18 protein-coding genes, 1 tRNA gene and 1 pseudogene are annotated in these 24,989 nt (G+C 53.6%); 10 read left to right on the top strand and 10 right to left on the bottom strand.

The annotated features are described in order from the left end of the window. Positions 1-158: 158 nt before the first annotated feature. From J4P41_RS09200 to J4P41_RS09180, 5 genes are read left to right on the top strand one after another with little or no spacing between them, the layout of a single operon-like run. On the top strand, positions 159-344 hold the full coding sequence (locus J4P41_RS09200) for a type II toxin-antitoxin system prevent-host-death family antitoxin (RefSeq protein WP_064274735.1): 186 nt from the start codon (positions 159-161) through the stop codon (positions 342-344). Positions 345-390: 46 nt separating this feature from the next. Beyond that, complete coding sequence (gene hsdR, locus J4P41_RS09195) at positions 391-2,742, top strand: EcoAI/FtnUII family type I restriction enzme subunit R (RefSeq protein ID WP_064274734.1); 2,352 nt, start codon at positions 391-393, stop codon at positions 2,740-2,742. Continuing rightward, positions 2,739-4,208, top strand: coding sequence for a type I restriction-modification system subunit M (locus J4P41_RS09190; protein WP_064274733.1), 1,470 nt, complete (start codon positions 2,739-2,741; stop codon positions 4,206-4,208). The genes hsdR and J4P41_RS09190 overlap by 4 nt, the downstream gene beginning before the upstream one ends. Beyond that, positions 4,205-5,857 carry a restriction endonuclease subunit S gene (locus tag J4P41_RS09185; RefSeq protein WP_064274732.1) on the top strand — a complete coding sequence of 551 codons (1,653 nt, stop codon included), beginning with the start codon at positions 4,205-4,207 and terminating at the stop codon, positions 5,855-5,857. The genes J4P41_RS09190 and J4P41_RS09185 overlap by 4 nt, the downstream gene beginning before the upstream one ends. Then, positions 5,857-7,701 (top strand): AAA family ATPase, encoded by a 1,845-nt coding sequence (locus J4P41_RS09180; RefSeq protein ID WP_426066871.1) that lies wholly within the window; start codon positions 5,857-5,859, stop codon positions 7,699-7,701. The genes J4P41_RS09185 and J4P41_RS09180 overlap by 1 nt, the downstream gene beginning before the upstream one ends. A 348-nt stretch (positions 7,702-8,049) precedes the next feature. On the opposite strand, the gene J4P41_RS09175 is transcribed toward J4P41_RS09180, so the two are convergent. From J4P41_RS09175 to J4P41_RS09165, 3 genes are all read right to left on the bottom strand, one after another. Then, on the bottom strand, positions 8,050-9,366 hold the full coding sequence (locus J4P41_RS09175) for a glycoside hydrolase family 28 protein (RefSeq protein WP_064274731.1): 1,317 nt from the start codon (positions 9,364-9,366) through the stop codon (positions 8,050-8,052). A 113-nt stretch (positions 9,367-9,479) separates the two neighbouring features. Beyond that, on the bottom strand, positions 9,480-10,850 hold the full coding sequence (locus tag J4P41_RS09170) for a hypothetical protein (protein ID WP_426066870.1): 1,371 nt from the start codon (positions 10,848-10,850) through the stop codon (positions 9,480-9,482). A 51-nt stretch (positions 10,851-10,901) separates the two neighbouring features. Continuing rightward, complete coding sequence (locus tag J4P41_RS09165; RefSeq protein WP_426066869.1) at positions 10,902-12,005, bottom strand: Fic family protein; 1,104 nt, start codon at positions 12,003-12,005, stop codon at positions 10,902-10,904. Between the two features lie 428 nt (positions 12,006-12,433). Here J4P41_RS09165 and J4P41_RS09160 point away from each other — a divergent pair. After that, positions 12,434-12,553, top strand: a pseudogene (locus J4P41_RS09160) (DUF6538 domain-containing protein); the annotation flags it as partial. A gap of 247 nt (positions 12,554-12,800) precedes the next feature. On the opposite strand, the gene J4P41_RS09155 reads toward J4P41_RS09160, so the two are convergent. The 4 genes from J4P41_RS09155 to J4P41_RS09140 form a co-directional block, all read right to left on the bottom strand. After that, complete coding sequence (locus J4P41_RS09155) at positions 12,801-14,075, bottom strand: LLM class flavin-dependent oxidoreductase (RefSeq protein WP_426066868.1); 1,275 nt, start codon at positions 14,073-14,075, stop codon at positions 12,801-12,803. A 56-nt stretch (positions 14,076-14,131) separates the two neighbouring features. Next, a complete protein-coding gene (locus J4P41_RS09150; RefSeq protein WP_426066867.1) occupies positions 14,132-15,112 on the bottom strand; it encodes an ABC transporter substrate-binding protein in 981 nt (326 codons plus the stop codon). Continuing rightward, positions 15,087-17,645 carry a TonB-dependent receptor plug domain-containing protein gene (locus tag J4P41_RS09145; protein ID WP_426066866.1) on the bottom strand — a complete coding sequence of 853 codons (2,559 nt, stop codon included), beginning with the start codon at positions 17,643-17,645 and terminating at the stop codon, positions 15,087-15,089. The genes J4P41_RS09150 and J4P41_RS09145 overlap by 26 nt, the downstream gene beginning before the upstream one ends. Positions 17,646-18,135: 490 nt before the next feature. Then, positions 18,136-18,221: transfer RNA gene (locus tag J4P41_RS09140), tRNA-Tyr, on the bottom strand. A gap of 70 nt (positions 18,222-18,291) precedes the next feature. Between J4P41_RS09140 and rlmB the strand changes: the two genes are divergently transcribed. Together rlmB and J4P41_RS09130 are read left to right on the top strand one after the other, a co-directional pair. Next, the gene (rlmB, locus tag J4P41_RS09135) at positions 18,292-19,098 is read left to right on the top strand and encodes a 23S rRNA (guanosine(2251)-2'-O)-methyltransferase RlmB (protein WP_426066865.1); all 807 of its coding nucleotides are present in this window, start codon (positions 18,292-18,294) and stop codon (positions 19,096-19,098) included. 591 nt (positions 19,099-19,689) lie between these two features. Then, on the top strand, positions 19,690-21,438 hold the full coding sequence (locus J4P41_RS09130; RefSeq protein WP_426066864.1) for a Hint domain-containing protein: 1,749 nt from the start codon (positions 19,690-19,692) through the stop codon (positions 21,436-21,438). Positions 21,439-21,494: 56 nt separating this feature from the next. Here J4P41_RS09130 and J4P41_RS09125 read toward each other — a convergent pair whose 3' ends face one another. Beyond that, positions 21,495-22,568: an alkene reductase gene (locus J4P41_RS09125; RefSeq protein ID WP_426066863.1), complete on the bottom strand. Its 1,074-nt coding sequence runs from the start codon at positions 22,566-22,568 to the stop codon at positions 21,495-21,497. A gap of 95 nt (positions 22,569-22,663) precedes the next feature. Here J4P41_RS09125 and J4P41_RS09120 point away from each other — a divergent pair, with 95 nt between their 5' ends. Next, on the top strand, positions 22,664-22,996 hold the full coding sequence (locus tag J4P41_RS09120; RefSeq protein ID WP_062015885.1) for an ArsR/SmtB family transcription factor: 333 nt from the start codon (positions 22,664-22,666) through the stop codon (positions 22,994-22,996). Here J4P41_RS09120 and J4P41_RS09115 read toward each other — a convergent pair. Together J4P41_RS09115 and J4P41_RS09110 are read right to left on the bottom strand one after the other, a co-directional pair. Beyond that, positions 22,969-23,445, bottom strand: a complete 477-nt coding sequence (locus J4P41_RS09115) for a TspO/MBR family protein (RefSeq protein WP_415516317.1) — start codon at positions 23,443-23,445, stop codon at positions 22,969-22,971. The two genes, J4P41_RS09120 and J4P41_RS09115, sit on opposite strands and share 28 nt — an antisense overlap. Before the next feature lie 55 nt (positions 23,446-23,500). Further along, positions 23,501-23,869 (bottom strand): hypothetical protein, encoded by a 369-nt coding sequence (locus tag J4P41_RS09110; RefSeq protein WP_211568210.1) that lies wholly within the window; start codon positions 23,867-23,869, stop codon positions 23,501-23,503. Between J4P41_RS09110 and J4P41_RS09105 the strand changes: the two genes are divergently transcribed. Further along, positions 23,868-24,854 carry an RluA family pseudouridine synthase gene (locus tag J4P41_RS09105; RefSeq protein ID WP_426066862.1) on the top strand — a complete coding sequence of 329 codons (987 nt, stop codon included), beginning with the start codon at positions 23,868-23,870 and terminating at the stop codon, positions 24,852-24,854. The genes J4P41_RS09110 and J4P41_RS09105 overlap by 2 nt on opposite strands. The last annotated feature ends 135 nt before the right edge of the window (positions 24,855-24,989 follow it).

The raw sequence follows: 24,989 nt of genomic DNA, 5'->3' as shown, positions 1-24,989 counted from the left end.
ACATAGACGACGTGTAGCGAAGTCGATCATGATCGCGGCGGCCAGCGCGGAGACCTCATATATCGCAGCTCCGCTCGCCATCGCGTCCCAGTTTGTTATTGTCCAAAAGAGCCATTTCGCCTTAAAATGCGTAACAAAGGGGCATGCGGGAAACAGCCATGAAAATCATGTCGGCGCGGGAAGCGAAGAACGGATTCGGGCTGATGATCGATACCGCGCGCGCGGCTCCCGTGCTGGTCCAAAAGCACGGGCGCGGCGTCGTGGTGGTAGTTGCGGTTGAAGAGTACGAGCGATTAAAACGCCTCGATTGTCAGAGGGCCTCGAGAGACGCGGTCCGGGATTAAAGCGGCGTTTTTGGGGGGGTAAAGTGAGGTTTGCTGAGGGGGTAATATGGACAAGGCCGAAAAGCAAAAGTTGAGCGAAAGCGATATTTGCGACTTGTTCATAACCCCTGCCATCAAGCAAGCGGGCTGGGATCAATTCACGCAAGTTCGGCGAGAAGTCACGTTGACTCCTGGCCCCATCATTGTGCGCGGCAACCTTTCATCGCGAAATAAAAAGAAGAAGAAGTTTGCCGATTATGTTCTGTCATGGCAGCCGGGATTACCGCTCGCCATCGTCGAAGCGAAGGACAACAAGCATGGTGTCAGCGATGGATTGCAGCAGGCGCTAGGCTACTCCGAAATTCTCGACCTGCCGAGCGCTTTCAGCTCCAATGGCGATGGCTTCGCGCAACATAACCGTGCCGCCGCCGATGGTGAGGATATAGAAACATCGTTCGGCATGAACGACTTCCCAGACGCGGAATCGCTTTACGCTCGCTATTGCTTGTTTCACGGCGTTGAGCCTGACGAAAAACCATTAGTTGAACAGCCTTACTATCTCGACAGTTCGGGCAAAGAACCGCGCTACTACCAAGTCGAAGCCATCAACCGCACCATTGAGGCAATCGCTAAAGGACAGCGCCGCGTGTTGTTGGTCATGGCGACGGGCACAGGCAAAACCTACACTACGTTTCAGATCATCTGGCGCCTTTGGAAGGCCAAGCAAGCAAAGCGAATTCTTTTCCTCGCGGACCGCAATATCCTAGTGGATCAGACCTTGGTGAACGACTTCAAGCCGTTCGGCGAAGCCATGACCAAGGTGCGGAACCGCAAGATCGACCCTGCTTATGAGATTCACTTGGGACTGTATCAGGCGCTGACTGGCCCTGGGGAAACCGAAAAGACCTTCAAGTCGGTATCCCGTGATTTTTTCGACCTTATCGTGATCGACGAATGCCACCGGGGCAGCGTTTCCGAGGACAGCGCGTGGCGTGAAATTCTCGATTATTTCAGCGGTGCAATTCAGGTGGGTATGACTGCCACGCCGAAAGAAACCGAATATGAGTCTAACATCACCTATTTTGGAGACCCTGTTTACACTTACACTCTCAAACAAGGAATCGAGGATGGCTTCCTAGCCCCGTATAAAGTCATCCGTATCGACATCGACAAGGATGTGCTAGGCTGGATCCCTCCCGCTGGCATGGTCGATGACCTTGGCAATCCCGTGGAGCAGCGCGAATACAACCGCGCCGATATGGATCGCATCCTTGTACTTAATCAGCGAACCAAGCTTGTTGCGACACGGGTGATGCAATACCTCAACGCCACCGATCCGATGGCGAAAACTATCATTTTTTGCGAGGACATCGACCACGCCGAACGGATGCGGAAAGCCATCGTTAATGCGGCTGGCAAGATCGCGCGCGACAACCCCCGTTATGTCATGCGGATCACAGGCGATAGCGTCGAGGGCAAAGCCCAGCTCGATAACTTCATTGATCCAGAGCAACCATTTCCGGTTATCGTCACCACATCGCAGCTATTAACTACAGGCGTCGATGCAAAAACCTGCAAGCTGATCGTGCTGGATCAAACGATCAAATCCATGACAATCTTCAAGCAGATCATCGGGCGCGGAACGCGGATCGATGAGGACAACAACAAGTTCTTTTTCACCATCATGGACTTCAAGAAGGCGACTGAGCTGTTCCGCGATGACGCCTTCGACGGTGCGCCGGTCGTCATCTACGAACCTGACGACGATGATGATCCTGTTCCACCTGACCCCGAAGAGCCGGACGACGACGATGATAATGTGGATGACGATACCGGCAGCGGCACAACCAAGATTGTCGTGTCCGGTGTCACCGCTCGCATCATTGCCGAGCGCATCGAATATGTCGGCAGCGACGGAAAGCTGATCACCGAAAGCTATCGGGATTATGCGCGCACTGCGATCATGTCCGAGTTTAGCTCACTGGATGATTTCATCCGGCGGTGGAACGAAGCTGACCGCAAACAGGCGATCATTGATGAGCTGGAGAAACACGGGGTCGTCCTTGCCAACCTTCAGGAAGCGGTAGGGCGCGACATTGGCGACTTCGATCTACTGGCCCACATTGCCTACGATCAGCCACCATTGACCCGGCGCGAACGAGCGGAACAGGTCAAAAAGCGTAACTACTTCACCAAGTATGGCGACACGGCACGTGCAGTTCTGCAGGCGTTGCTCGACAAATATGCGGATGAAGGTATTGCCGCCATTGAGGACACCAAGGTACTGCGCCTCCAACCGTTTCATGGCATCGGCACTCCGCTAGAAATCATCAAGGGTGCGTTCGGCGGCAAGGCCGGATATGACGCGGCGCTCAGCGAACTAGAACACCAGATTTACGAACAGGCATCCAACGAATGAGCAATGTTTCCGGCGCAGTAAAATCAATTCAGGACATCATGCGCAAGGACGTTGGCGTCGATGGCGACGCGCAGCGCATCAGCCAGATGGTCTGGATGATCTTCCTCAAAATCTATGATGACCGGGAGGAAGAGCTTGAGCTGACTGAGGACGGCTTCACCTCGCCCATCCCCGAGCGCTTTCGCTGGCGCAACTGGGCGCAGGACCGCGAAGGGATCACCGGTGACGCTCTGGTCAAATTCGTAGAAGAGCTGTTCGTTACCCTCAAGACCCAGCTCCCCACGATCGGCAATGTGGGCAAGCGCGCGCAGATCATACGCGACGTGTTCGAGGATACCTACAACTACATGAAATCCGGCACGTTGATGCGGCAGGTCATCAACAAAATCAACGAGATCGACTTTAACAGCACCCATGACCGCCATACCTTCGGCGCGATCTATGAGCAGATTCTAAAAGACCTTCAGAGCGCGGGCAACGCGGGCGAGTTCTACACCCCCCGTGCTGTTACCAAGTTCATCATCGACCGGCTGGCGCCGAAGTTGGACGAAGTGGTGCTAGATCCCGCCTGTGGCACAGGTGGCTTTCTCGCTTGCGCCATCGACTACAAGCGGCAGTTCGTGAAGTCGCCAGATGATGAGACGCTGCTGCAATCGACCATCCGAGGCGTCGAAAAAAAGGCTCTGCCGCATATGCTGTGCGTCACCAACATGATCCTGCACGGCATCGACACCCCATCAGGCATCGTCCACGGCAACACGCTCGAAAAGCCCTACCGCGATTATGGCGAGCGCGACCGCGTGCCCGTTATCGCCACCAACCCTCCGTTTGGCGGCATGGAGCAAGACGGCATTGAAGGGAATTTCCCGTCCAACCTCCGTACCCGCGAAACCGCTGATTTGTTCATGGCGCTGATTATCAAGCTGTTGAAGAACGGTGGCCGTGCCGCAGTGGTGCTACCCGATGGCTTTCTCTTTGGCGAAGGCGTCAAGACCACGCTCAAGCAAAGCCTGATCGAAGAATGCAATCTGCATACCATCGTTCGTCTGCCCAATGGCGTGTTCAATCCCTACACCGGCATTAAGACCAATATCCTTTTCTTCACCAAGGGCACCCCGACCAAGCAGACGTGGTTCTACGAGCATCCTTATCCGCCAGGCGTCACCAGCTATAACAAAACCCGGCCCATGCAGTTCGAGGAGTTTCAGACCGAACGCGAATGGTGGGGCAAAGAGGCCGATGGGTTCAAGCATCGGCGCGAAACCGAACAGGCGTGGAAGATCAGCGCGAAGGACGTGGCCGCACGCGGCTATAATCTCGACTTGAAAAACCCGCATGTTACCAACGGGGAAAGCCACGACCCTGATGAGCTTCTGGAGCGCTACGCGGCGCAACAGGCGAGCATCCAGTCTCTACGCGATCAGTTGAAAGCCATCCTGTCCGATGCGCTTGCAGGTGACGCATGACAGTCGATATTGCATCGCTGGTTAGCGATAATCTGGACATTTGGACGACGTCAGTTGAGCGCAAATCTGGCACAGGGCGTGGCGGCGGGAAGCGTATCAACCTCTATGGAATTGATAGCCTTCGGGCGCTGATCCTTGATCTTGCTGTGCGCGGCAAGCTGGTTTCCCAAGACTCAAACGAAGAACCTGCCGCTGATCTGTTGAAACGAATCAGAAAGGCAAAAGCGCAGCGCGTTCTTTCTGGCGAAATACGGAAGCCCCGTAGGCTAGATAATGACCATAACCTAAAGCCCCCGTTTTCGATTCCTGATACTTGGCAATGGATCCGGCTGGACGAGGTCGGCGCGATTGTCGGGGGTGGGACGCCGCCCGCCGGAAACGCAGGCAACTTTGTCGATGGCGGGCAAGGCGTCCCGTGGCTGACTCCGGCTGATCTTGGGGGGTACAAGGGGCGGTTTATCTTCCACGGCGAACGAGACCTTACTGAGGCCGGACTTAAAGCCTCGTCCGCGACGGTCATGCCTACCGGGTCCGTATTGTTCACGAGCCGTGCGCCAATCGGCTACGTCGTAATTGCAGCCAACCCTATTTCGACAAATCAGGGCTTCAAGTCCATCGTCCCGTATATTGCCGAATGCTCGCCCTTTATTGCTACTGCGATGAAGTCTTTTGCCAAGACTATCAACGACAATGCGCCCGGCACAACCTTCAAGGAGGTGTCCGGGAAGATGGTTGCCGCACTTCCGTTCCCTCTGCCCCCCATTGCCGAACAGCGGCGCATCGTCGCCAAGGTCGATGAACTCATGGCGCTGTGCGATGCGTTGGAAACGGAGAGCGCATCGGCAATAACCGCGCATCAGACGCTTGTTGAAGCTCTGCTAACCACCCTGACCACCAGCACCGACGTAGCCACCAACTGGGCACGGCTGGAAGCCCATTTTGACACTCTCTTTACCACCGAAGCCAGCATCGAAGCCCTCAAGCAGACAATTCTGGAATTGGCCGTCCGAGGGAAGTTGGTGACGCCGACAAACGCCACCCCTTGGAATGAATGCAAATTGGGGACCGTTGTTAGTCGTATGGACTCTGGATGGAGCCCAGCTTGCCACCCGTTTCCTGTTCGCACAGCCGAGGTATGGGGCGTGTTGAAAACAACGGCCATTCAAAACCTAGATTATCAACCAGAACAGAACAAGGAACTACCAGACAACCTAATACCTCGTCCTGCTGCAGAATGTAGGGTGGGGGACATTCTCATTACGCGGGCGGGGCCAACCAACCGCGTTGGCATTTGCTGTTATGTGGGCGCGACCCGCCCGCGTCTTATGATCTCAGACAAGATAGTCCGGTTCAGAGCCGCTTCAGACCAATTAGACGGAGCTTTTCTTGCCCTGATTCTGTCAGTCGGCCCTGCGGCAGCTCAAATCGAAAGAGCAAAATCAGGCATGGCTGCCAGCCAGGTCAACATCTCGCAAGCAAAACTGCGCGAGGTTGTGGTGTCACTCCCAATTCTCGCTGAACAACGACGCATCGTCGCTAAGGTCAGTGCTCTGATGGCGCTCTGCGACGCGCTCAAAGCCCGCCTCGTCGATGCCGCCCAAACTCAGTGCGACCTCGCCGACGCCATCACTCAGCCGGTCGCCTCCTGATGCGTCTCCGCTCGGTCTGGATCAGTCAATATAAAAATCTCCGAAATTTCTCGATTGCGTTCGATGGCGATGGTTTCATCGACATCTTCGTCGGCAAAAATGGGTCGGGTAAGTCAAACTTCCTCGAAGCCATGATCGAGATTTTCGACCACGTCTTCGGTTTTGATCCTGATGCAGTCGGGCCGGGGTTTGACTATGCGATCAGTTTCGAGATCTCCGGGACAGAAACCCGTATCGAATGGCGGGATGGCCTGCTGAGCATCAACGATGATGCTGGGCGCCGGACTATTGGAACAACGCCGCTGCCAGACAATGTGTTGGTCTACTATTCGGGTCAGAACGGTAACGTCGCCGCGCTGGTTGCGCGGTATGAGGACCGATATCGCCGCCGCCTTCGTCGAGCGGATGCGACCATGATCTCCCGCTTTGTCGGCATCGGTCCGGCCTGCAAGAAGCTGTTGATCGTGGTGTTGATACTATTGCCGGAAGATAATTTGGCGAGGCGCTATCTGTGCCAAAAGCTCGGTATCCTCAGCAACAGCCGTATCGTCCGGATCATGCTCAAACGTCCCGAATTCGCTGGAACTGGGGATTTTGACCCGTTCGAGAATAAGCAACTCTTCTGGGGTGCAACCGGCGTTGTCCGGTCCTTCCTCGATCAACTGGTTACCTGCCTGGAAAGTGACTTTACACCCGGCACACTCTACGATCGGGAAAAGGATCGCTATGTTCTGGAATGCAATCTGGACACTTTTCGAGAGAAATATGGCGACCTTACGTCCGAGACGATCTTTCGGTCGTTCGATGCTCTGCGTATTGTCGGGATGCTGGATGACATCGGCATCCGCATCGCGCTGGACGGTCTGGAAATTTCGGAACTGAACCATTTTAGTGATGGCCAGTTCCAATCCGTCTATGTCTTTGCAGTGTCAGAACTGTTCAAACAGCGGAATTGCCTGACCCTGCTGGATGAGCCGGATGCATTCCTGCACCCTGAATGGCAGTTCAATTTCCTGGATCAGGTCAGCGCCATTTCTGCCGAGGCGGCACAGACCAATCATATCCTACTGAGCAGCCACAGCGCATCAACTGTGGCCGCGCCATGCGACAATCGTATCCACCTGTTTTCGTCAAGTGCTGCGGGTGTGACCACAGACAAACCGGACAAATCCACCATCGTCCACTCGCTGTCGGCAGGGTTGATCACGTTTTCCGAGATGGAGGCACGGCTAAGCATTGATTTCGTGCTCACCAACACAACCGGGCCGGTATTGTTTACTGAAGGCATTTCGGATGTGGCCATCCTCGAAACAGCATGGCGCAAGCTTTACGCCGATATGAGCTGCCCGTTTGAGATAGTTCAGGCCTTCGACTGCTCATTCCTGCGCAATCTCATGAAGCGTCAGACGTTGTATGACGGGCATCCGGGACGGAAGTTCTTTGCCTTGTTCGATTTCGACGGAGCCTACAGTGACTGGGTCCAACTGGGGAATGAGATTGAAGCCGACGTGGCCCGTTGTCTGACAAGGCAACGTGCGAACTGTCAAAGCTACGCCATGCTTGTTCCTGTCGCAGCAACTCATGCCTTGCGAAATCAGGTCATCCGGCCAGATGGTCAAGTCTTCGGCGCTCAGGCTCGGTTTGCGATTGAGTCGCTGTTTTATGGAGTTCCTGGGCTCGAAGACTACTTTGCGCCTGATCTGACCGAATTGGCGCGACCGGTAAAGTTCACGGGTGACAAGGTGCCATTTGCTCAGCAAGTGGTTCCGGGTCTTGATGTACAATATTTCGAACCATTCCGCCCGATCTTCGATTTCATCCAATTAAAGATTGCGTCTGCATGATGGGAACGGGAGTTCATCACGTTTTACGCGATCGACCTGATCGTCGGCTATAACAGAAATCCCAGGCACGTTAAGTAAGCTATAGGGATATAGCGTAAACGTAGTGATCATTACTATCGGCCGCAGCCCTCCAGCCTACGTACGCCATGGCTGATGAGCTTTGAACATCGACTAGGTAGAATGGTGCGCAAGCACCACTATCAGCCTTTGCCGGCAGAGCACCCGATGATTTATGGCGGCTTTTGGGAAATTCTCCTAACCGTATGTGTGTCAGACATGTAGGCGATTGCCGCCTGTCTGCTGTGTTTTTTCTGAATCTAAAGCCGCTCAATCATGACAAGTAAAAACTCATTCATGAGCTCTTCTCTCATCCGGGCAGCGCAGGTCTGATCCCTCCATGTGCACACCAGATCCACACTGAAGAACTGGAGGCGTCTGGACTGTGAACGTGCTTCCAGAAGCACTTCCGCTAACATAACTAAGCTGAAGGCCTTTCCGGGCCGACAGTCGAATATTTCCCAAAGTGAGCTCCTCAATCGGCGCCTCGGGCAAACCCAACACAACGCCAGCCGTCTCCGCATTTGTCGCCGTCAAATCTGTAATAGTGACATCATGAATATGCGGGGTCGTTGACGTTACCGGAGCAGCGGGATCGGCCATTAACGCAGTCTGCTGCGTTCCCCCGGGCTGCCCTGCATAATAATCACTGATCGACAGCGGAACCCGGACATGATCCATCGTCAGATGCTCCGCGCTAATCCAGCCAATATCTCCGCCACGATCCCGCCCAGACTTAATTCGCAGTCCAGACAGCGTGTTCCGAAACGAGACGTCAGAAATTCTAATATGATGAGCCCCATTGGCCAGTTCGCTACCAATAGACAGACCGTGCCCTTCGCCAAAGCGAGACTGTGTAATGCTAATATCGCTCGCAGCCCGACCCGGCTGCATCAAACCGGACTTGATGGCGATGTTGTCATCTCCTGTCGCAATATCGAGAGTGCTCATCGTGACATGATCCGAGGAAACAAGATCAATACCATCGGTATTCCGAGACGAGGCCGGGTTGCGGATCGTGAGATGATCGATCCTGATCTGGCTGGACTCCCTGACAACGACCGTCCACATCGGAGAATTGGTCGCCGTAACGCCTGAGATCCGTCCATGCTGCACATGCGAAAACTCAATCAACCAGGGACGTGGCAGACCATTCGCAGCAGGCACTCCCGGATAGTCTGGCCCGTAAGGTAAAGGGCCTGAGGTCTGCGTCTTATGTGCCTGCACGGCTTGAGGCCACCAGACAGCAGCGCCATTCCCATCAATATGGCCCTGACCGGTTATCGCCACGTCCTGAACATCAATCGCAGAAACAAGGGCTTCACCAGACTGCGCTGGTTTCCCCAGAAAGGCCCAGTGGAAAAGATGAGTGTCCGAACTCCCCAGAAGGGTACTTCCCTTCTCCAGATTCAGCGTGACATGGTTTTTGAGAGATAAAGGTCCGCTCAACCATGTTCCTGACGTCAACGACACCACGCCACCACCTGCCTCGCTACAGGCTGTAATGGCACGTTGAATAGCCGGGCCGTCATTGGTGCGGCCATCATGCCGTGCACCATAGGTAACAGGATCACAGCGAGACGAAGCGGCATGACTGGGTATGGGCATGCACAACAACGCCGCGACTATCCCACCTAAAACGAGGCGTGTGTCTCTCATAGAGCGGCTGCCTAAAACACATCTTTGGTCCGACTGGTTGCGTTTTTGAGCAGCGCTCCCCGTCACTTCCGCAGCCCCTTGATACCCAGCTCTTCCCACATCCAGTCAAAGCTGAAAGAGGCCCCTGCCCCCTCACGCCCTAGACCTGCTGTCGTGGCTTCAATCTGCTTCAACCAAGCCGCGACTTTCTTCTTCCCCGCCGCTGTTTTAACAGCCTGCCTCGGCGTGACATGCCCAAGCCCCGGAACAACCTCATCCAGAACACGGCGATAATGCTGCTCCAGAACAGCAGCCAAAACTTCCGCCTCTTCTTCGAGCGGGATCTCGTCTTCAAGCACGTCCCCCCGGCCAGAGGTCCGCTGCTCTTCTATAGCCTGCTCGGCGGTCATAATCTGTGTCAGAGGAGATCCAATCAGACTTCCCAAGGCGTTGCGGAGTAAAGCCGTGCCTTGCTCAGCCCGCGTTTCTGAGTTGACCTGCAATCTCAGCTGACGGCCTTTCAGTTCCAGCGTCCCCAGAACAAGACCACCATCATCCAACGTCGTACTCAAAAACTGAGCTTTGCTGTCTCCTGCCTTAGAATGGGCCTCAGGAACATGGTCACCAGCCTGACGCGTCCAATTCCAGATCATGCGCCCCGCATGCTGCAAACAGGGTATCGTCTTCAAAACCTCGGCAATGTTCTTCTGAGTGCTTCCCTTACTGAGAGGAAAACACACGTCATGAAAGACCAGGTCTTCGCCATCGCTGTTAAACAAGACAGGTGGCTCGGAGGCGCTCACCATGTTTTCCATGGTTCTAAAGAGCCAGGTCAGCGTGAAGACCGGAGCCAGATCACGGAGCACCTCTGTTTTGATCTTTGGAAACTCAGCCTGACCTCGCTTACGTTTGAGAACATCGCGCAAATTCTCAGCCAGATCTTCGCAAGCCTGCTGAGAATATGCCAACAGACTCCCTGCCAAAACCATTTTACCGTCTTCGGGAACAAGACGTGCCGCGATGCGTCCCCAGGGTTTCAGGGACTGTGTGGCTGAGCGTTCATGCACCAGAACGGGATCACCACCCCGCAACAGGTCACGCACCATCATGCTTTGACCCGGCACGATCTGCGAAACCTCATACAGGCTCATGACGGCCTCTTTGAGGCCCCGCATATAAGCGCTTTTGCGTGGACCTTCTTTCCAGCCCCGTCGTTTCAGATAAACCTCAACGAAATTTTCGTTATCCCAGTCCTGTCCCAAGAAATCTTCGAAGGCACAGCCCCAGAGTGACATCGCCGCACCTTGCCCCAGGATATCTCCCAGATCTTCGAAGCTGATATCCGCCGCCTCTAAAGCCGGTCCCAGATGCTCACCCAACACCTCTTCAAAGCAGGATTTCCACTGATCCTGCTTCAGATATCCGATAAGCCCTGTCAGATTGTCAGCGTCCATAAATGCGATGACCTCCACTATTTTCCTGCGGCGGAACGGCAAACACCCTGTTTACCCGAGACAAAGAGAATATCGTGCATAGCGGTTTTCTCCCGTCCGATTAAGGGCCCCGAGAAACACCAGATCGGCCAGATCACGTGTCGCCGTGGCAGATGTGGCGCCTGTGATCGAACGATAGTTTTGAGCACTCAGACCGCCTTGGAAGCCGTCAGGCCCTTCTGCCAGCATCCGAAGCAGAGCCTTTTCCTGACGAGTGTTCAGCTTGTCACGGAGGCGATCCAGAAAACGCGTTTTCTCAATTAAAAAACGAATATTCTGAAGTGTCCGAGACTGGGCTTCCAGAACGACATTTCCAAACCACCCCATCCACGCATCAATGTGATTGGTTTCGCTGGCACGATGCAATTCGAGATAATAGGCTTTCTTGTGTGCATTGATGGTTGCAGCCAGTGCCGTAAGCGTCGGGGCCTCAAGGCTTTGCGCTAATGCTTTCTCAGCAAGAGCCCGTCCGATACGTCCATTGCCATCTTCGAAAGGATGGATGGTCTCAAACCACAAATGGGCAACCGCCGCCCGTTCGATAGCAAGGAGAGGCTCCGCTCCGGTTGGGGCCGTTCTGTTAAACCACTCAATAAACCGCGCCATCTCAGACGGCACATTTTTCGACGGCGGCGCTTCAAAATGAATATGTGGAGCATGGAGAGGGCCTGAGATAATCTGCATGGCTTCTGCATGCATCCGATATCCACCGATGACGTCCAGATCACGGCGACCATTCATCAGCATGGCATGCCAGTCGAACAGGATTTGGTCGGTTAAAGGAGCCGCATAATGTCGATAGAGATCGACCATCAATTCCGCAGCCCCAGCCTCCGCTGGCGTGGAGCGCCACTTGTCTGGAGCAAAGCCCAACTGTCGAGCAATCGAAGATTGCACACTCGCCCGATCAAGAACCTCACCTTCAATGGCAGAACTCTCGACCATTTCCTGTGAGATCAGCTGAACAATGAGCTGCTGATTGGCATCTTTGTCCAGATGTTGCATTGCGCCCACGACAACGCCCGAGCCTTTCAGGAACTGCGCTTCAGCCTCACGCAAATGGCTTTTCTCAAACTGAAACTGCGGCCAGTCCGGACGCTGCCAATTCCAACGCATGATCGATACCTCAACCTTCTATCAATCACTTTAACTACAAAATATGATTGATAGAAGCGCAATCTATCCATCACCCGACCTGACGGATTATCCCGCACACAAACCCGAAGCGCCCCGCAGCTCCCCGGAATGATTTCAGAATGAGACGCGCCTCCCTTTACGCCAGTATGACCATCACAACAGAACCCTTGACGGGCCTCAGTTTTTCTCCAAACTTGTTCTCCATAATATTTACTGAGAAGAGCGTCATATCCGCAGTTTTCTGCTGAAATTAAGAGCCTCCCAACATCCCAAAAATGTTAGGGAGCAGGTTCGAGTCCCGCAGCTCGCACCACATATAAGTTATTGAAAATAAACGGGTTTTATGGTTTTCGGTAACCCGGAGTCCCCATTCTTCTACAAAGGGCTTCTACAAAACGAGCCCTGTTGTGCTGATTCGTCTGCAATCCGGTTTCCATTTCAGACGCGGGATTCCCGTTCGTTTTCGGCCCGCTCTGGGAAAACGGGAAATCTGGCACTCGCTGGAGACCCTCAACAGAAATCTTGCCAGAACCCGTGCCTGTGCCATGTATGGACTGACCTCTCAGCTTTTCGAGTGCATCAGTCTGGCCATGTCTCACCCGGAAGAAACATCCTCGCTCAACGCTGTGGTTGAGACGTTTCAGGAAGCTCTCTCCACCTCGAACCTCCATCCTGTCCAGCAGGACCTGTTCCAGTCCATTGTCCAGACTTACGACAGTGAGATTCAGGCTCTAAAGGCACGCTATAAAACAATGAATCCGGCATTTTGTAACTTCAAAGAAGCGGCAACCCCAAATTCTCACGCAACGTACGGCCAGCATATTCCCGACGCAGAAGCCCACGTTTTTGCAGTTCGGGAACAACCAATATCACAAAATCCCGAATACCATCCGGAGCAGACGTGAACATGATATTGAAGCCATCCGACGCTCCCGTCCGGTACCAGCCCTCCATATCATCCACAATGGACTGAGGGGTCCCCACAAGAATACGATGGCCACCTTTGGTGAAGGTTTTAAGGACATCCTTTGTCGTCGGAGCTTCACGCCTGATCCAGTCCACAATAAGAGATTGTCGGCTCTTGTGGCTATTGGTCTCCTCCACGTCTTTTAGTCGGATGGGTTGTCCGTCTGGCCACTGAGACAGATCAATCCCCAAGCTGGCATAAGCGGAAAAACTGCGCAGAACTTCCGCTCGGTTCAGGTAACTTAAATAGGTTGCGAATTTCCCACGCGCTTCATCTTCCGTTCGCCCCACGAAAGGCGCTACCCCCGGAAGGATCCGCAAATGCGTGTCTGTTCGGCCATAGCGTCTTGCCCGATCCAGAACATCTGTCCTGTAATCCTGTCCAGCAGCAGGATCATATTCTGCCGTGTAAATGACTTCACCAATGCGCGCCGCCAGTTCCTTTCCTGCCCCGGACGCACCTGCCTGCGCCAAAACGGGACGGCTCTGGACCGGAGGCGGTGAATTCAGCGGACCCGCAACACTGTAAAAGCGCCCTTTGTGATTAAGGGGATGAATCTTGGCCGGATCGAGCCATCGACCGCTTTCTTTGTCTCGCAAGATTGCATCAGGTTCTACGCTCTTCCAGAGCCCAGTCACGACATCCACGAACTCATGCGCACGCTCGTAACGCTCCTGATGATCGACATGTCGTGGCAGATTGAAGTTTTCGCCTCCACCCGTCGCAGTCACGACATTCCAGCCAGCACGTCCATTACTCAACCGATCCAGCGAGGCGATACGCCGGGCCACATTATATGGCTCATTGAATGTTGTGCTGGCCGTACCGATCAGGCCGATATGCCGCGATGTGATAGCCAGCGCAGACAAAAGCGTAAAAGTGTCCCACCGAGCCAGCGTAGGCGTGTCAGCGATCACTGAGGGGTCAGGGATTGGCAGCACGTTGTCGTACAGAAAGATACTGTCAAAGCGGCCCTGCTCCAGCAGATCCACGTATGAGCGATACCGTTCAAAACTGATATCTGCGTCCACATCTTCACCCGGTGCCCGCCAGGCATCCCCATTCGTTGCGGAACCGGTCAAATATGCTCCAAGTGCGAAGCTGCGCCCTGGTGAATAAGACATCTGCAACCCTTTTGTCAGAACGTGAAACTGCCATCCATGACGGCCTGTGCATTCAGTTTTCCAGAGATCATTCCCGTTTCAGTCATAAAGTCAGAAACCTGCTGTTGCTTGACAACGATGTCTGGCGTCAGGGGAATAATCGTCCCTCGCATCGTGCGTACGACATCCTTCGCTACAGGAAGGGATAGGCCGACTTCTTCTGCCCACACCTTGGCATAATCGTCTGTATGGGTTTGCATCCACTGATGCCCGGCCTTGAGTTGCTGCACATAATTCACCAGGCCGGCCGGGTTCTTTTTCAGCGCTTCACGAGTGGCAACGACGTAGCTCAGACCGCTCATCAGCTGACCGCCATTCACAATTTCCCGCGCTCCGTTGGAGACCTTGGCGTCCGAAATGTATGGCCCCCATGTTGCCCAAGCATCTACGGCGCCCGTTTGTAAGGCCAGTTTTGCCGCTACAGGTGGAATGAAAACAAACCGAACATCGGTCGCTTGAAGCCCTGCCGCTTTCAGTGCCGCCAGAACAAGATAATGTCCGGTCTGTCCCTTCAGGGTCGCAATACGCTTTCCTTTCAGATCCGCGACAGATCGGACGGTACTGTCTGGCTGCACGACGACAGCCGTTGTCGTTCCATCCGTTTGCACACCGGCGATAGCCCTGATTTCGTCAGACCCACTCTGGGCAAAGACCAGCGGCGCGTCCCCAATCACCCCGGCGTCAATAGCTTTCGCCGTCAACGCCTGTATCAGCATCGGAGCCCCGGCAAACAGACTCCACTGAAGGGGTGACGAAGCGTTATCCCCTATCCCTGCGGCTTTCAGAAGAGAGCGTGCCCCTCCTTTCTGATCCCCTATCCTCAAAGGTTCTGCGGCGTAAGCCCCCAAAATGCCATGCTGGTTGACCGCAGCAAGGGAAAGGCCTGTCAGCCCGAGCATAAGGCTGCGTCGACGTGTCAGGATCATGAATTCACCAGCTCCAGGCAACTTTGCCATAGTAATATCCTCCCTCCGCCCCGTAGATGGCGGCGGAACTGTAGTTCGGGTTCACCTGAAGAAGAGACGCAGCACTCTGAGCTGTTGCACTCAGGGTCTGCGGGCGATGATTGAAAACGTTATTGCCGCCAACAGACACTTTAATACGGTTGGGGAAGCGATAGGTCAGATCGAAATCCACCAGCCATGCCGGAGCAACGGTTTCATCATAAGCCGCCCCTCGATCACTCAGCAGCTTGGTTGCAGAGTACCGCGAAAGCCGGAGCGTGGTGGACCAGCGCTGAATATTCCATGTCGCATTCAGGCGAATGGTATTGCGCGGATAAAGCGTTGTGATATTTCCGATCTGACTGCGGAACAGGGCCGTAATACCAGACCCTAGATTGACGTTAAGTGGATTGACCCGAATGATCTGATGCTGCTGCTGGTTCATCATCAGGCTCCATGTTACAGAGCCCGCACGGCCGAAGCGCGTCAGATAATGAGCCTGAAGATCGAGACCTGTCGCTCGCGTATGCGCGGCGTTTCGTTCGTAAGTATAGCCGTAGTAACGGCCATCATTGGGGACGACACCTGCGGCATGCAGAATCTCCAGAACGCGCGCCCCAGCAACGCCTGAACCTGCGACAGAAATTGGTACGATCTGATTAAAAATGTCAATCCGATAGGCATCCAGCGAGACATCCAGGTTTTTCAGAGGCGTCAGTACAAAGCCAACGTTAAAATTATGGGATGTCTCAGGCTTCAAAGGCGTGGCGCCCAATGCACGGGCTCCCGGATTATTCACTGAGGCATAAGTCGTGTAAGACTGGACAAGCTGATTAGTGCTTGGCAGAACGGAGTAATAAAGGGCAGTACTCTGGAAGTATTCCTGCTGGAGTGTTGGCGCATGAAATCCGTTACTAGCGGACCCTCTCAGGGCTAACCAAGGCGTTATCTGATACCGAACCGAGGCTTTACCGCTAAGCGTGTTCCCAAAATCGCTATACTGCTCGTCACGGCCGGAAAGATTAACCGTCAGATTTTTCGTCAATTTTTGGGTTAAATCTAGGTAAAATGCCCCGTTCATGCGGGAATGGGTTCCCGCCTGTGAAGGTGACGTAAAACCCAACCCTGAGGCTCCCGGCAATGCTGGGCTGGCATTCGGGAAAACATAGCTTGCAGGAAAGACGTATCCTCCGTCAGCGTAGGACGCAGGCTCACCAGCCGACACGCTGTATTCGTTGTAGCGATATTCAATTCCTCCAGCGACCTGAAGCGGGCTGGAAAATATACCGGTGCGAAAGCTACGCTTGAGATCGAAATCTGCGGTCAGTTCCGAATTATCCAGTGATTGGAGATGAAACGCGTGCTGGCTGGTGGGTCCAAGGGAATTGTTCAGTGTATTCTGAATACCGATACTGCTGAAATTTCGCCCGTAATTGACGCTTGCATCCCACTGCCACCCGAAAAAATCTCGACCACGGACGCCATTGGTCATCTGAAAATCATGATCTTCCGTTGTATCAGTTGGCAGGTAACCATTCGGATAGACACTCATGATGTTCTGCTGGGAATTGGAAGGTCGATACCAGGCAGATGCAAAAATCGTGCGATGGCTGTACGTTCCATAAGAATAGAACATTGCTGCATCCGAGAGTGGAACCTCCATGTTATAGGCAGCGCTCTGTCGTTGTGATTCAGGTTGTCCTGAAATCTGGCGATAGCGATCGCCGTTTTCTCGCGGATCCTGCTGGCCGTTTGCCAAAAGCGGATACAGAAGAACAGGTTTTCCGCCTTGGGTTCTGGGAACAGATCCAGCATTATTCGTTGCCTGGTTGCCCACAAACTCTGCCGTAATGTTCAGGAAGCCATGATTTCCGATCTTGAACCCCTGATTATAATTCAGGCTACCCCCACGCCCGTAGTCTCCCAAAGAACCTACGGTCCAACCATACTGATTGTACCCTAACTCAGCACTTCCTCCATGATTGGCAGATTTGAGGATAATGTTGATCACGCCCGCGATGGCATCCGACCCATATTGAGCAGCAGCACCGTCCTTGAGAATTTCGACGTGATCCACTGCGGAAAAGGGAATCAGATCCAGATCGACAGGTGACTGCCCTTGCATGGCTCCTCCATAAAATACGGAGGACATGATATGCCGACGCTTGCCATTGACGAGGACTAGCGTCTCGTTAGCAGGCAGCCCTCGCAAGGACATGGTTTTCGTCGTGAAACCAAGCTGACCGGGATATCCAGGTGTATTATTAATAGACGGGTCAAGCGCTGTGAGGGCATTTCGAAGGCTGGTCTGCCCGGTTTTTCTCAGATCATTGGCCGTAAAAATGGCGATGGGCGCCATGCTTCTAGAAGCTTTAACCGCCGTGCGAGTGCCCGTTACAATAACATTTTCAGACGAAGCACTGATGTCATGATCTGTATCATTTCCCTCGCGCGCATCGGCGGAAAAGGAAATCAACGATGTGCAGCAGGCCCCAAGTATCGGGCCACATAGAAGACGCCAGCGATATGAATCCTTCCTGAACATGAAAACTGCTTTCCTGCACTCTGGTTGAGTTACAGGAGGTAAGAAAATGTCATCGCGAGTTAAAACGAAATATTATTATCTCACGTATGAATAGAGATAATATAGAAATTCTTTACATTAAATTTGAATAGAAACAAATTTTCTCACATTGATTTTAAGGCTGGAATGCGTTGACGAAAGACCTGTCCCTTGCGGCGGGGCACTTGAAGGAATTCAGAAAGACAGAGTGACCTTGATCGCAATAGGTTGCGATGCGGCATATGTGCTTGATGTAGCTGCGCTTTCTGTAGCGGCACCACTCTGTTTTTATGGATTGCTGTGGTCTTCGTACGTAAATGCGCTGGCACGCGACACCTGAACGAATAGGTATCGCCGCGACGATAGACAAAGCTGCCAATGCCCATCGGTGCTACAGCCCTGTGCTACAATGAGCACAGACTGACCCATTAGGGAAAAGACAGTCAAAATAATCAGTTAGATGGAAGGGACCTGGTGGAGAGAGTTGGATTCGAACCAACGTAGGCGTACGCCAGCGGATTTACAGTCCGCCCCCTTTAGCCACTCGGGCACCTCTCCGGGTCGGGGGTTGGAATATGGCGGATAGACGGCTATGTCAATTGCCTATCGTCGATTATATGATTTTTTCATGTCCAGACGACCTTCCCCCCGCTCCGCTGCCCTGTCCCGCCATACGGACAAAGGCCCACAGCGCCCCGGCAATGCCGAACGCGCCTCACGTTCAGGAAAACCAGCTTCAGGCTACTGGATTTACGGCCATCACGCCGTGGAAGCTGCTTTAAACAATCCAGACCGTGTTATTCTTGAGTTTCTTGCCACGCGGGAAGCAAGCACAACATTCAGTCAGTCTTTCCGCGCTCAGCCGCAAACTGTTGAGCGTGAACGGCTGGATCGCCTTTGCGAAAGAGACGCCGTGCATCAGGGTGTCTGCCTGCGCGTAGAGCCCCTCGATCCCCCAACCATCCATGATGCCCTTGAGCGACCAGGCCCGATCCTTGTGCTGGATCAGGTTACAGATCCCCGCAATATTGGCGCAATCCTGCGCTCTGCCGCTGCGTTCGGCGCATGCGCCCTCCTGGTCCAGGATCGCAACACGCCGCAGGAGAGCGGCGCCATGGCCAAGGCCGCCTCAGGCGCGCTAGATCTTGTTCCCATCATTCGCGAAGTCAATCTGTCACGCGCGCTCGCCACACTTCAATCTCAGGACGTCTGGGTTGTGGGCCTGGACGCTGGCGGCACCCGCCTGGATGGCACAAGCTTTGGAAAGCGGCGGGTTGCCTTGGTTCTCGGAGCGGAAGGCGCAGGACTACGCCGACTGACACGCGAAACATGCGATGAGATTTCGAGTGTTTACATGCCTGGGAATATGGAAAGCCTCAACGTCTCCAACGCGGCAGCTGTTGCTCTGTATGAGTTGGCTCGCCCTACGGAATAAGCCATGATTTCCGCCTTATGACACGCCCCGATTATCCATTCAGACACCGCCTGCTGGATGTCTGAACAAAAGCGGCGTCCTGTCCTTTGTGCAGAATAAGCAGTTTTACGGCGCCATCGAGAGAGATGGCGCCGTTTTTTCATATTCAGACCACGGCACGGCAAAACACATATCACTGCGAATGCTTACTCGAATACTGACTTGAGCAACCTCTCACGACCAGCGCCAGATCCTGTCGAACAGACAAAGCTATGCATTCATTCAAATGTAAAAAAAACCCAAATAATCCAAAGTAATCCCAAAATACCCCGAGAATATCAAATCTCTTATTTCTCAAATTATTAACGAATAATTCCTCATTATAACAAGATCGTGAAGATCGCAAAAACAACCCAAGAAATCTTACGACATAATAAATTTCATATTTTTCAATACCTTAATATAATAACTTTGTTAATTTCTAATTAATTTTGATGTTAATTTTTTCCTTGCGCTCGAATCGTTACAGGTCATAAGGTGAAAAATATCTTTAATGGTAAAGAACGTTAAATGCGATTATTATCCGTTAATTAAAATATATGGGGGTCCAAGATGGCAGCTTCATTGGTCAGCGTGAATGCAGGTGTCGCTACAGTCTATAGTTCTGGCGACCTATCTTCTTTAGCTGGAGTTTCTGCACTTAGTTCTATTGTTGTCACAAAGAACAGTAGTACTCCTTCAGGGGATGACGTTGTTGTAGATCTAACAAGCGGACTTGCTGGCGTAAGCGCCCTCTCATCCATCACAGTCCAGAATGGGGCAACCGCCAAAGTGGGCGGCGGCTTGCTAGATGCTGGCGTCGGAACGTCTTTTACTGTCAACGGCGGCATTCTTGATGTTCAAGGAAGCCTGATTGGCGCCAACGTCCTGAACAGTATTAAAGTCGGGCCTGCAGGCGGAGAGGTTAAGATTGAACCGACCGGACTGAGTGTCGGCGTTCTCAAGCTTCCCATTACATTCGTTGATGCAAACGGGAACACCACAACGACCATCCCAAAGAATTTTGTGATGGATTTTCCAAACTCTTCTTCAATTCCAGCCTCTTACGACATTGCAACAAATACAACTACAATTGGCGACGGCGTAAGTTTGCTTGGAATTCTTGGAGCTGGTCGGACAATTACTCTTTCCGGAGACCCTTTCAATCTCCAAACAACAGGGACAGCGAATTACGGGCTCATTCCTCAGTGGCTCGGCGGAACGCCTGTTTCCTACTCAAAATCCTTCACCCAGTCCGACGGAAGTGGCGGCGTCATCACCTGCTATCTCGCTGGGAGCATGATCCAGACTCCCGATGGCGAAAAAGCCATTGAAAACCTTCAGTCAGGTGATCTTGTCAAAACATACCTGAACGGTCAGGAAGTGATCGCGCCTCTTGTCTGGACAGGTAAAGCTCGCATTACAGTGGACACAAATCTGCCTGATGACACCGCAGGTTACCCTGTACGGATCATCAAGAACGCAATTGCAGATGGCGTTCCTTCACGTGACCTGCTCGTAACCGCCGAGCATTGCCTTTTCCTGAACGGAGCCTTTACGCCCGTACGAATGCTGGTCAACGGACAGTCCATTTTCTACGATCACAGCATCACCGAGTATGATTATTTCCACATCGAGACCGAAGCACACGCCATTATCAAGGCAAACGGTGTATTGACGGAAACGTACCTCGACACAGGAAACCGGTACGCCTTTCGTCAGGGCGGAACAGTAATCCACCTTGGAAGTCAGGCGCTGAACTGGGACACGGATGCTGCGGCCCCCCTTTCCACTTCACAAGACAGCGTTCAGACACTTTTCCAGAAAATCTGTGACAGACTGCCTCTTCTTGGCCTTTCCCAGGCCGAACAACGAGCAAACCTCGTTACAGACCCTGACTTTCATCTGGTATCCAATACGGGCGTTGTCATACACAAGACACGTGAGGTCGGTGGCCGGAGCATGTTCATGATCCCGGCTTCGGTCAGGTCTGTGCGCTTGGTTTCCAGAGCAAGTTCTCCGCATGAGACAATCGGCCCATTCATGGACGACCGCCGCACACTCGGTATCTGCGTCGGAGACATCACATTCTATGACTCTGGTCGCTCCGTCTGCCTGACAGCCGTGAATGACGCACATGCACAGAATGGCTGGTACGCACGCGAAGCGGGTGGCCGTCGCTGGACGAACGGGAACGCCCTGCTCGTTCTCAACGACAGACAGCCGAACAGCCTGGGTATGCTAGCCATCGAAGTGGTCGCTGGAGGCCCATATCTGATCGAGAGCGAACAGACAGCAGATCTGATCACTCTGTCAGCCTGATTACCGCAATCACGAGCGGTCATGCCGGGGGCCTCTTTCCCCCGGCATTTTTTTAGTCAATCTGCAAAAGGATAATCGGTATAGCCATGCTCTCCACGGCTGTACCAGGTTGCCATATCATCCGGCTGCAAGGGTAATCCCTTGGCGAAGCGGATCGGAAGATCAGGATTCGAAATAAACTTGCGACCGAAGGCGATTGCATCAGCACGGCCCTGCTGAACGTCCTCTTGTGCGGCTTCGAAAGTATAATCCTGATTCAAAACCAGCGGTCGGCGAAACACCTTCCGAATTTCCGGGGACAATTTGGGCTGGTCCGTACTTCCGAAGGTTCCTTCCGAACCAACTTCGCGAAGCTCAAGCCACGCCACCCCCAAACGCTCAAGCTCTGCAGCAGCCGGGACGAAAACAGTTTCAGGCGCTGAGTCCAGACATCCCTGTGTATCTCCATTGGGAGAAAGGCGAACACCGGTTTTTTCCGCACCAATCGTCGCGACAATACGACTCACAACCTGCGACAAAAAACGAATACGGTTTTCAGGCGAGCCGCCATACTCGTCAGTGCGATGGTTCGTCCCATCCCTCAGAAATTCATCAATCAAATAGCCATTGGCCGCATGAAGCTGAATACCGTCAAAGCCCGCTCTGATTGCATTCCGCGCTGCCGTTTCATAATCCGACATTATCCGCGAAATGTCCTCCAGTTGCAGAGCTCTGGCTGTCTCGTATGGCACCTTTCCATCATATGTATGGGCATAGCGTGGGGCCGTCGTGGCAGAAGGTGCAACCGGCTGTAACCCCGTCACTGACGAATGGACCATCCGGCCCATATGCCAAAGCTGACAGACAATACGGCCGCCCTTGTCATGAACAGCTTTTGTAATCGGTTTCCAAGCCTCAACCTGTTCATCAGACCAGATTCCCGGTGCATAGGGCCACCCCAGTCCTTCCCGGGAAATGCCAGTTGCTTCGGAAATGATGAGACCTGCGCCTGCCCGCTGCTCGTAATATTTTGCCATGATCGGCGTTGGCACAGCATCACGACCCGCACGAGCCCGCGTAAGGGGAGACATGAAAATGCGATTTTTGGCTGAAAAGTCACCAAGTTCAATGGGATCAAAAAGATCGGGCATGAAAGGGTACTCCTTGATCGAAACTTCTATTGTTCGATAACGATCGAACTATAGAAGTGTTGCGTCAATTCTACAAGGAAGGGATAAGACGCCGTATGCCCTGCCATGACTCGCCTGATCTGGAAAAACTTGACCTGATAACGGTCCTTCGCGCCCTGGCAGATCCTGTACGTCTGGACATTGTCCAAAGACTGTACGTGCTGGGCGAAGCGAATTGCGCCGCCCTGATCGGATCACGCCCTAAATCCAGCATGTCCCATCATTTTCAGGTCCTAAGGGAGAGCGGCATTCTGCACACCCGGATCGAAGGTGTGCAGCACCATAATTCTCTGCGCCTTCAGGAACTGGAGACCCGCTTCCCGGGTCTCATGGATTCCATTCTGAAGAACACCGAAGCAGCTCAGTTGCGGCGCCAGACTTCTTCCTGAACAAAGACGGCAAATGTCAGCCAGACAAAGAACGGGATCTGAAGCTTTGCAGCACAACGATCCACCTTTTTGGCAGTACAGATTGACGCCCCAGACGTCACAACCAAACCAATACAGATCGCAAGACCAGCATCAAGCCGACGTTTACGGAAGACGGCAAACGGAAACCCTGCAACACCCGCAACACAGATCGCCCAGAGACATAGAGCCAGCGTCCGTCTGCAAGAGGACTTCGCTCTAAGCAAGCGATACCCCGACCACGCCAGAAGACCGTCAAGTAATGTCCAGACGACAGCGTAAACAGGAGCCGGCGGCGAAAACGCTGGCTTATTCAGATGATGATACCAGCGTCGCGTTGAGCCATCTTCGACAGGGCTGATTTCCCGTCCGAAATACTGCGCGCCGAAAACAGTTGCCGTTGCCAAAGCGGCGTCAAGGATGCGTCCCATAATCTCTGTCCCGATATAATCTCGAACATGGGAAACGCATCAGCGCCTGGAATGTTCAGGGGACTCCTGCAACAGACCCAAAATCAAGCTCCGCCGCCACATTCCCGGCTTCCGGATTCCACAGCAGAACGCGCTCAGCTCCAGGTCTGCCAAGGGTCACAGCCATCATGCCATCCCCGCGCGCCGTCACACTGAGGATATGCTCCCCCTCCCCCAGCGGCAAAGCCAGACGAGACAGCCCTCTTGGGGCCTGCGCTTCAAGAACCGGGCCATGGTGCGGATGCATGGCACGGTAGCCAATCACGCCAATCATGACGGCAACCCCCACGACAATCATGACACCCATAATGATGACAGCCGCAAACAACGCTTTTGACGCCCCTGACTCGCTGCCCGTCCGATCCTCGGCTAAACCTTGATTCATGTCAGATCCTGAAACCCCGTTCCGCCTTGTTGTTGATGCCAGTCTGGCCGGTCAGCGCGTTGACCGCGCCCTTGCTGACGCCATCGGCACGATTTCCCGCTCCCGGGTCAAGACCCTTATCGAAGAGGGGCATCTGACCCGCAACGGACAGATCGTTCGCGAACCTTCCGATACGCTGCGTGAAGGAATGGATCTGATCCTGTCCTTCCCCACCCCGCTTCCCGCCCGCCCGATGGCCGAGGATCTCCCCCTCACGATTCTTTATGAAGATCGGGATCTGATCGTTCTGGACAAACAGGCCGGCCTCGTCACGCATCCGGCTCCGGGCAATGAAACCGGCACTCTGGTCAATGCCCTTCTGGGCCATTGTGGCGAAGGGTTCGAAGGCATTGGGGGCGAAAAACGGCCGGGAATCGTACATCGTCTGGATAAAGATACGTCCGGACTGATGGTCGTCGCAAAGAACGCCATGGCACATAATGCTTTATCTGAGGCCTTCGCAGCGAGAGATATAGACCGCGCCTATATGGCTCTGGCCTGGGGCCTCCTGCCCGCGTCTGGCGAGTTCGACGGCGCCATCGGGCGAGACAAAAAAGACCGCAAGCGCATGACAGTCGTACAGTCCGGCGGAAAACCTGCACTGACCCGCTTCAAACTTCTGGAGCCCATTCATGCGAGCGTATCGCTCATTGAGTGCAAGCTGGCCACCGGACGGACGCACCAGATTCGTGTGCATCTGTCTCAGGCCGGACATCCACTCCTGGGAGATCCGGTTTATCTGCGCCGTATCCCTGCTGCGGCCCGTGGGTTGCCACAGGATGCAAAGGATGCTGCTCTGGATTTTCCAAGGCAGGCCCTTCACGCAGCTCGACTCGGGTTTATCCACCCCCGGACGAAACAGCTCCTTTCTTTCGAAACTGCGCCTCCTCAGGATTTTCAGGACTTGAAAAATCGCCTGACAGGCTCAACCTTTAAAAATTCTTGACCTTTTCGGCTATACCTGTCATAAGCTGAGTTATCCGACGAGCTGACGCGCCGCCGGAACGGATCGTACCACCGTACGTCGCCCAATTCGGGGGCAAACGGCTGGGGACGTGATAGTCCTTCCCAATGCGTCACC

It is taken from the genome of Gluconobacter sp. NFX36, from assembly GCF_049887835.1.
GTDB classification, from domain to species: Bacteria; Pseudomonadota; Alphaproteobacteria; order Acetobacterales; family Acetobacteraceae; genus Gluconobacter; species Gluconobacter japonicus_A.
This window is presented reverse-complemented; position numbering and strand designations above follow the sequence as displayed.

Excerpts from the sequence above, each read along its gene's own strand:
- J4P41_RS09200 (WP_064274735.1), top strand. The coding sequence starts at position 159 with ATGAAAATCATGTCGGCGCGGGAAGCGAAGAACGGATTCGGGCTGATG.
- hsdR (WP_064274734.1), top strand. The coding sequence starts at position 391 with ATGGACAAGGCCGAAAAGCAAAAGTTGAGCGAAAGCGATATTTGCGAC.
- J4P41_RS09190 (WP_064274733.1), top strand. The coding sequence starts at position 2,739 with ATGAGCAATGTTTCCGGCGCAGTAAAATCAATTCAGGACATCATGCGC.
- J4P41_RS09185 (WP_064274732.1), top strand. The coding sequence starts at position 4,205 with ATGACAGTCGATATTGCATCGCTGGTTAGCGATAATCTGGACATTTGG.
- J4P41_RS09180 (WP_426066871.1), top strand. The coding sequence starts at position 5,857 with ATGCGTCTCCGCTCGGTCTGGATCAGTCAATATAAAAATCTCCGAAAT.
- J4P41_RS09175 (WP_064274731.1), bottom strand. The coding sequence starts at position 9,366 with ATGCCCATACCCAGTCATGCCGCTTCGTCTCGCTGTGATCCTGTTACC.
- J4P41_RS09170 (WP_426066870.1), bottom strand. The coding sequence starts at position 10,850 with ATGGACGCTGACAATCTGACAGGGCTTATCGGATATCTGAAGCAGGAT.
- J4P41_RS09165 (WP_426066869.1), bottom strand. The coding sequence starts at position 12,005 with ATGCGTTGGAATTGGCAGCGTCCGGACTGGCCGCAGTTTCAGTTTGAG.
- J4P41_RS09150 (WP_426066867.1), bottom strand. The coding sequence starts at position 15,112 with ATGGCAAAGTTGCCTGGAGCTGGTGAATTCATGATCCTGACACGTCGA.
- J4P41_RS09145 (WP_426066866.1), bottom strand. The coding sequence starts at position 17,645 with ATGTTCAGGAAGGATTCATATCGCTGGCGTCTTCTATGTGGCCCGATA.
- rlmB (WP_426066865.1), top strand. The coding sequence starts at position 18,292 with ATGTCCAGACGACCTTCCCCCCGCTCCGCTGCCCTGTCCCGCCATACG.
- J4P41_RS09130 (WP_426066864.1), top strand. The coding sequence starts at position 19,690 with ATGGCAGCTTCATTGGTCAGCGTGAATGCAGGTGTCGCTACAGTCTAT.
- J4P41_RS09125 (WP_426066863.1), bottom strand. The coding sequence starts at position 22,568 with ATGCCCGATCTTTTTGATCCCATTGAACTTGGTGACTTTTCAGCCAAA.
- J4P41_RS09120 (WP_062015885.1), top strand. The coding sequence starts at position 22,664 with ATGCCCTGCCATGACTCGCCTGATCTGGAAAAACTTGACCTGATAACG.
- J4P41_RS09115 (WP_415516317.1), bottom strand. The coding sequence starts at position 23,445 with ATGGGACGCATCCTTGACGCCGCTTTGGCAACGGCAACTGTTTTCGGC.
- J4P41_RS09105 (WP_426066862.1), top strand. The coding sequence starts at position 23,868 with ATGTCAGATCCTGAAACCCCGTTCCGCCTTGTTGTTGATGCCAGTCTG.
- J4P41_RS09110 (WP_211568210.1), bottom strand. The coding sequence starts at position 23,869 with ATGAATCAAGGTTTAGCCGAGGATCGGACGGGCAGCGAGTCAGGGGCG.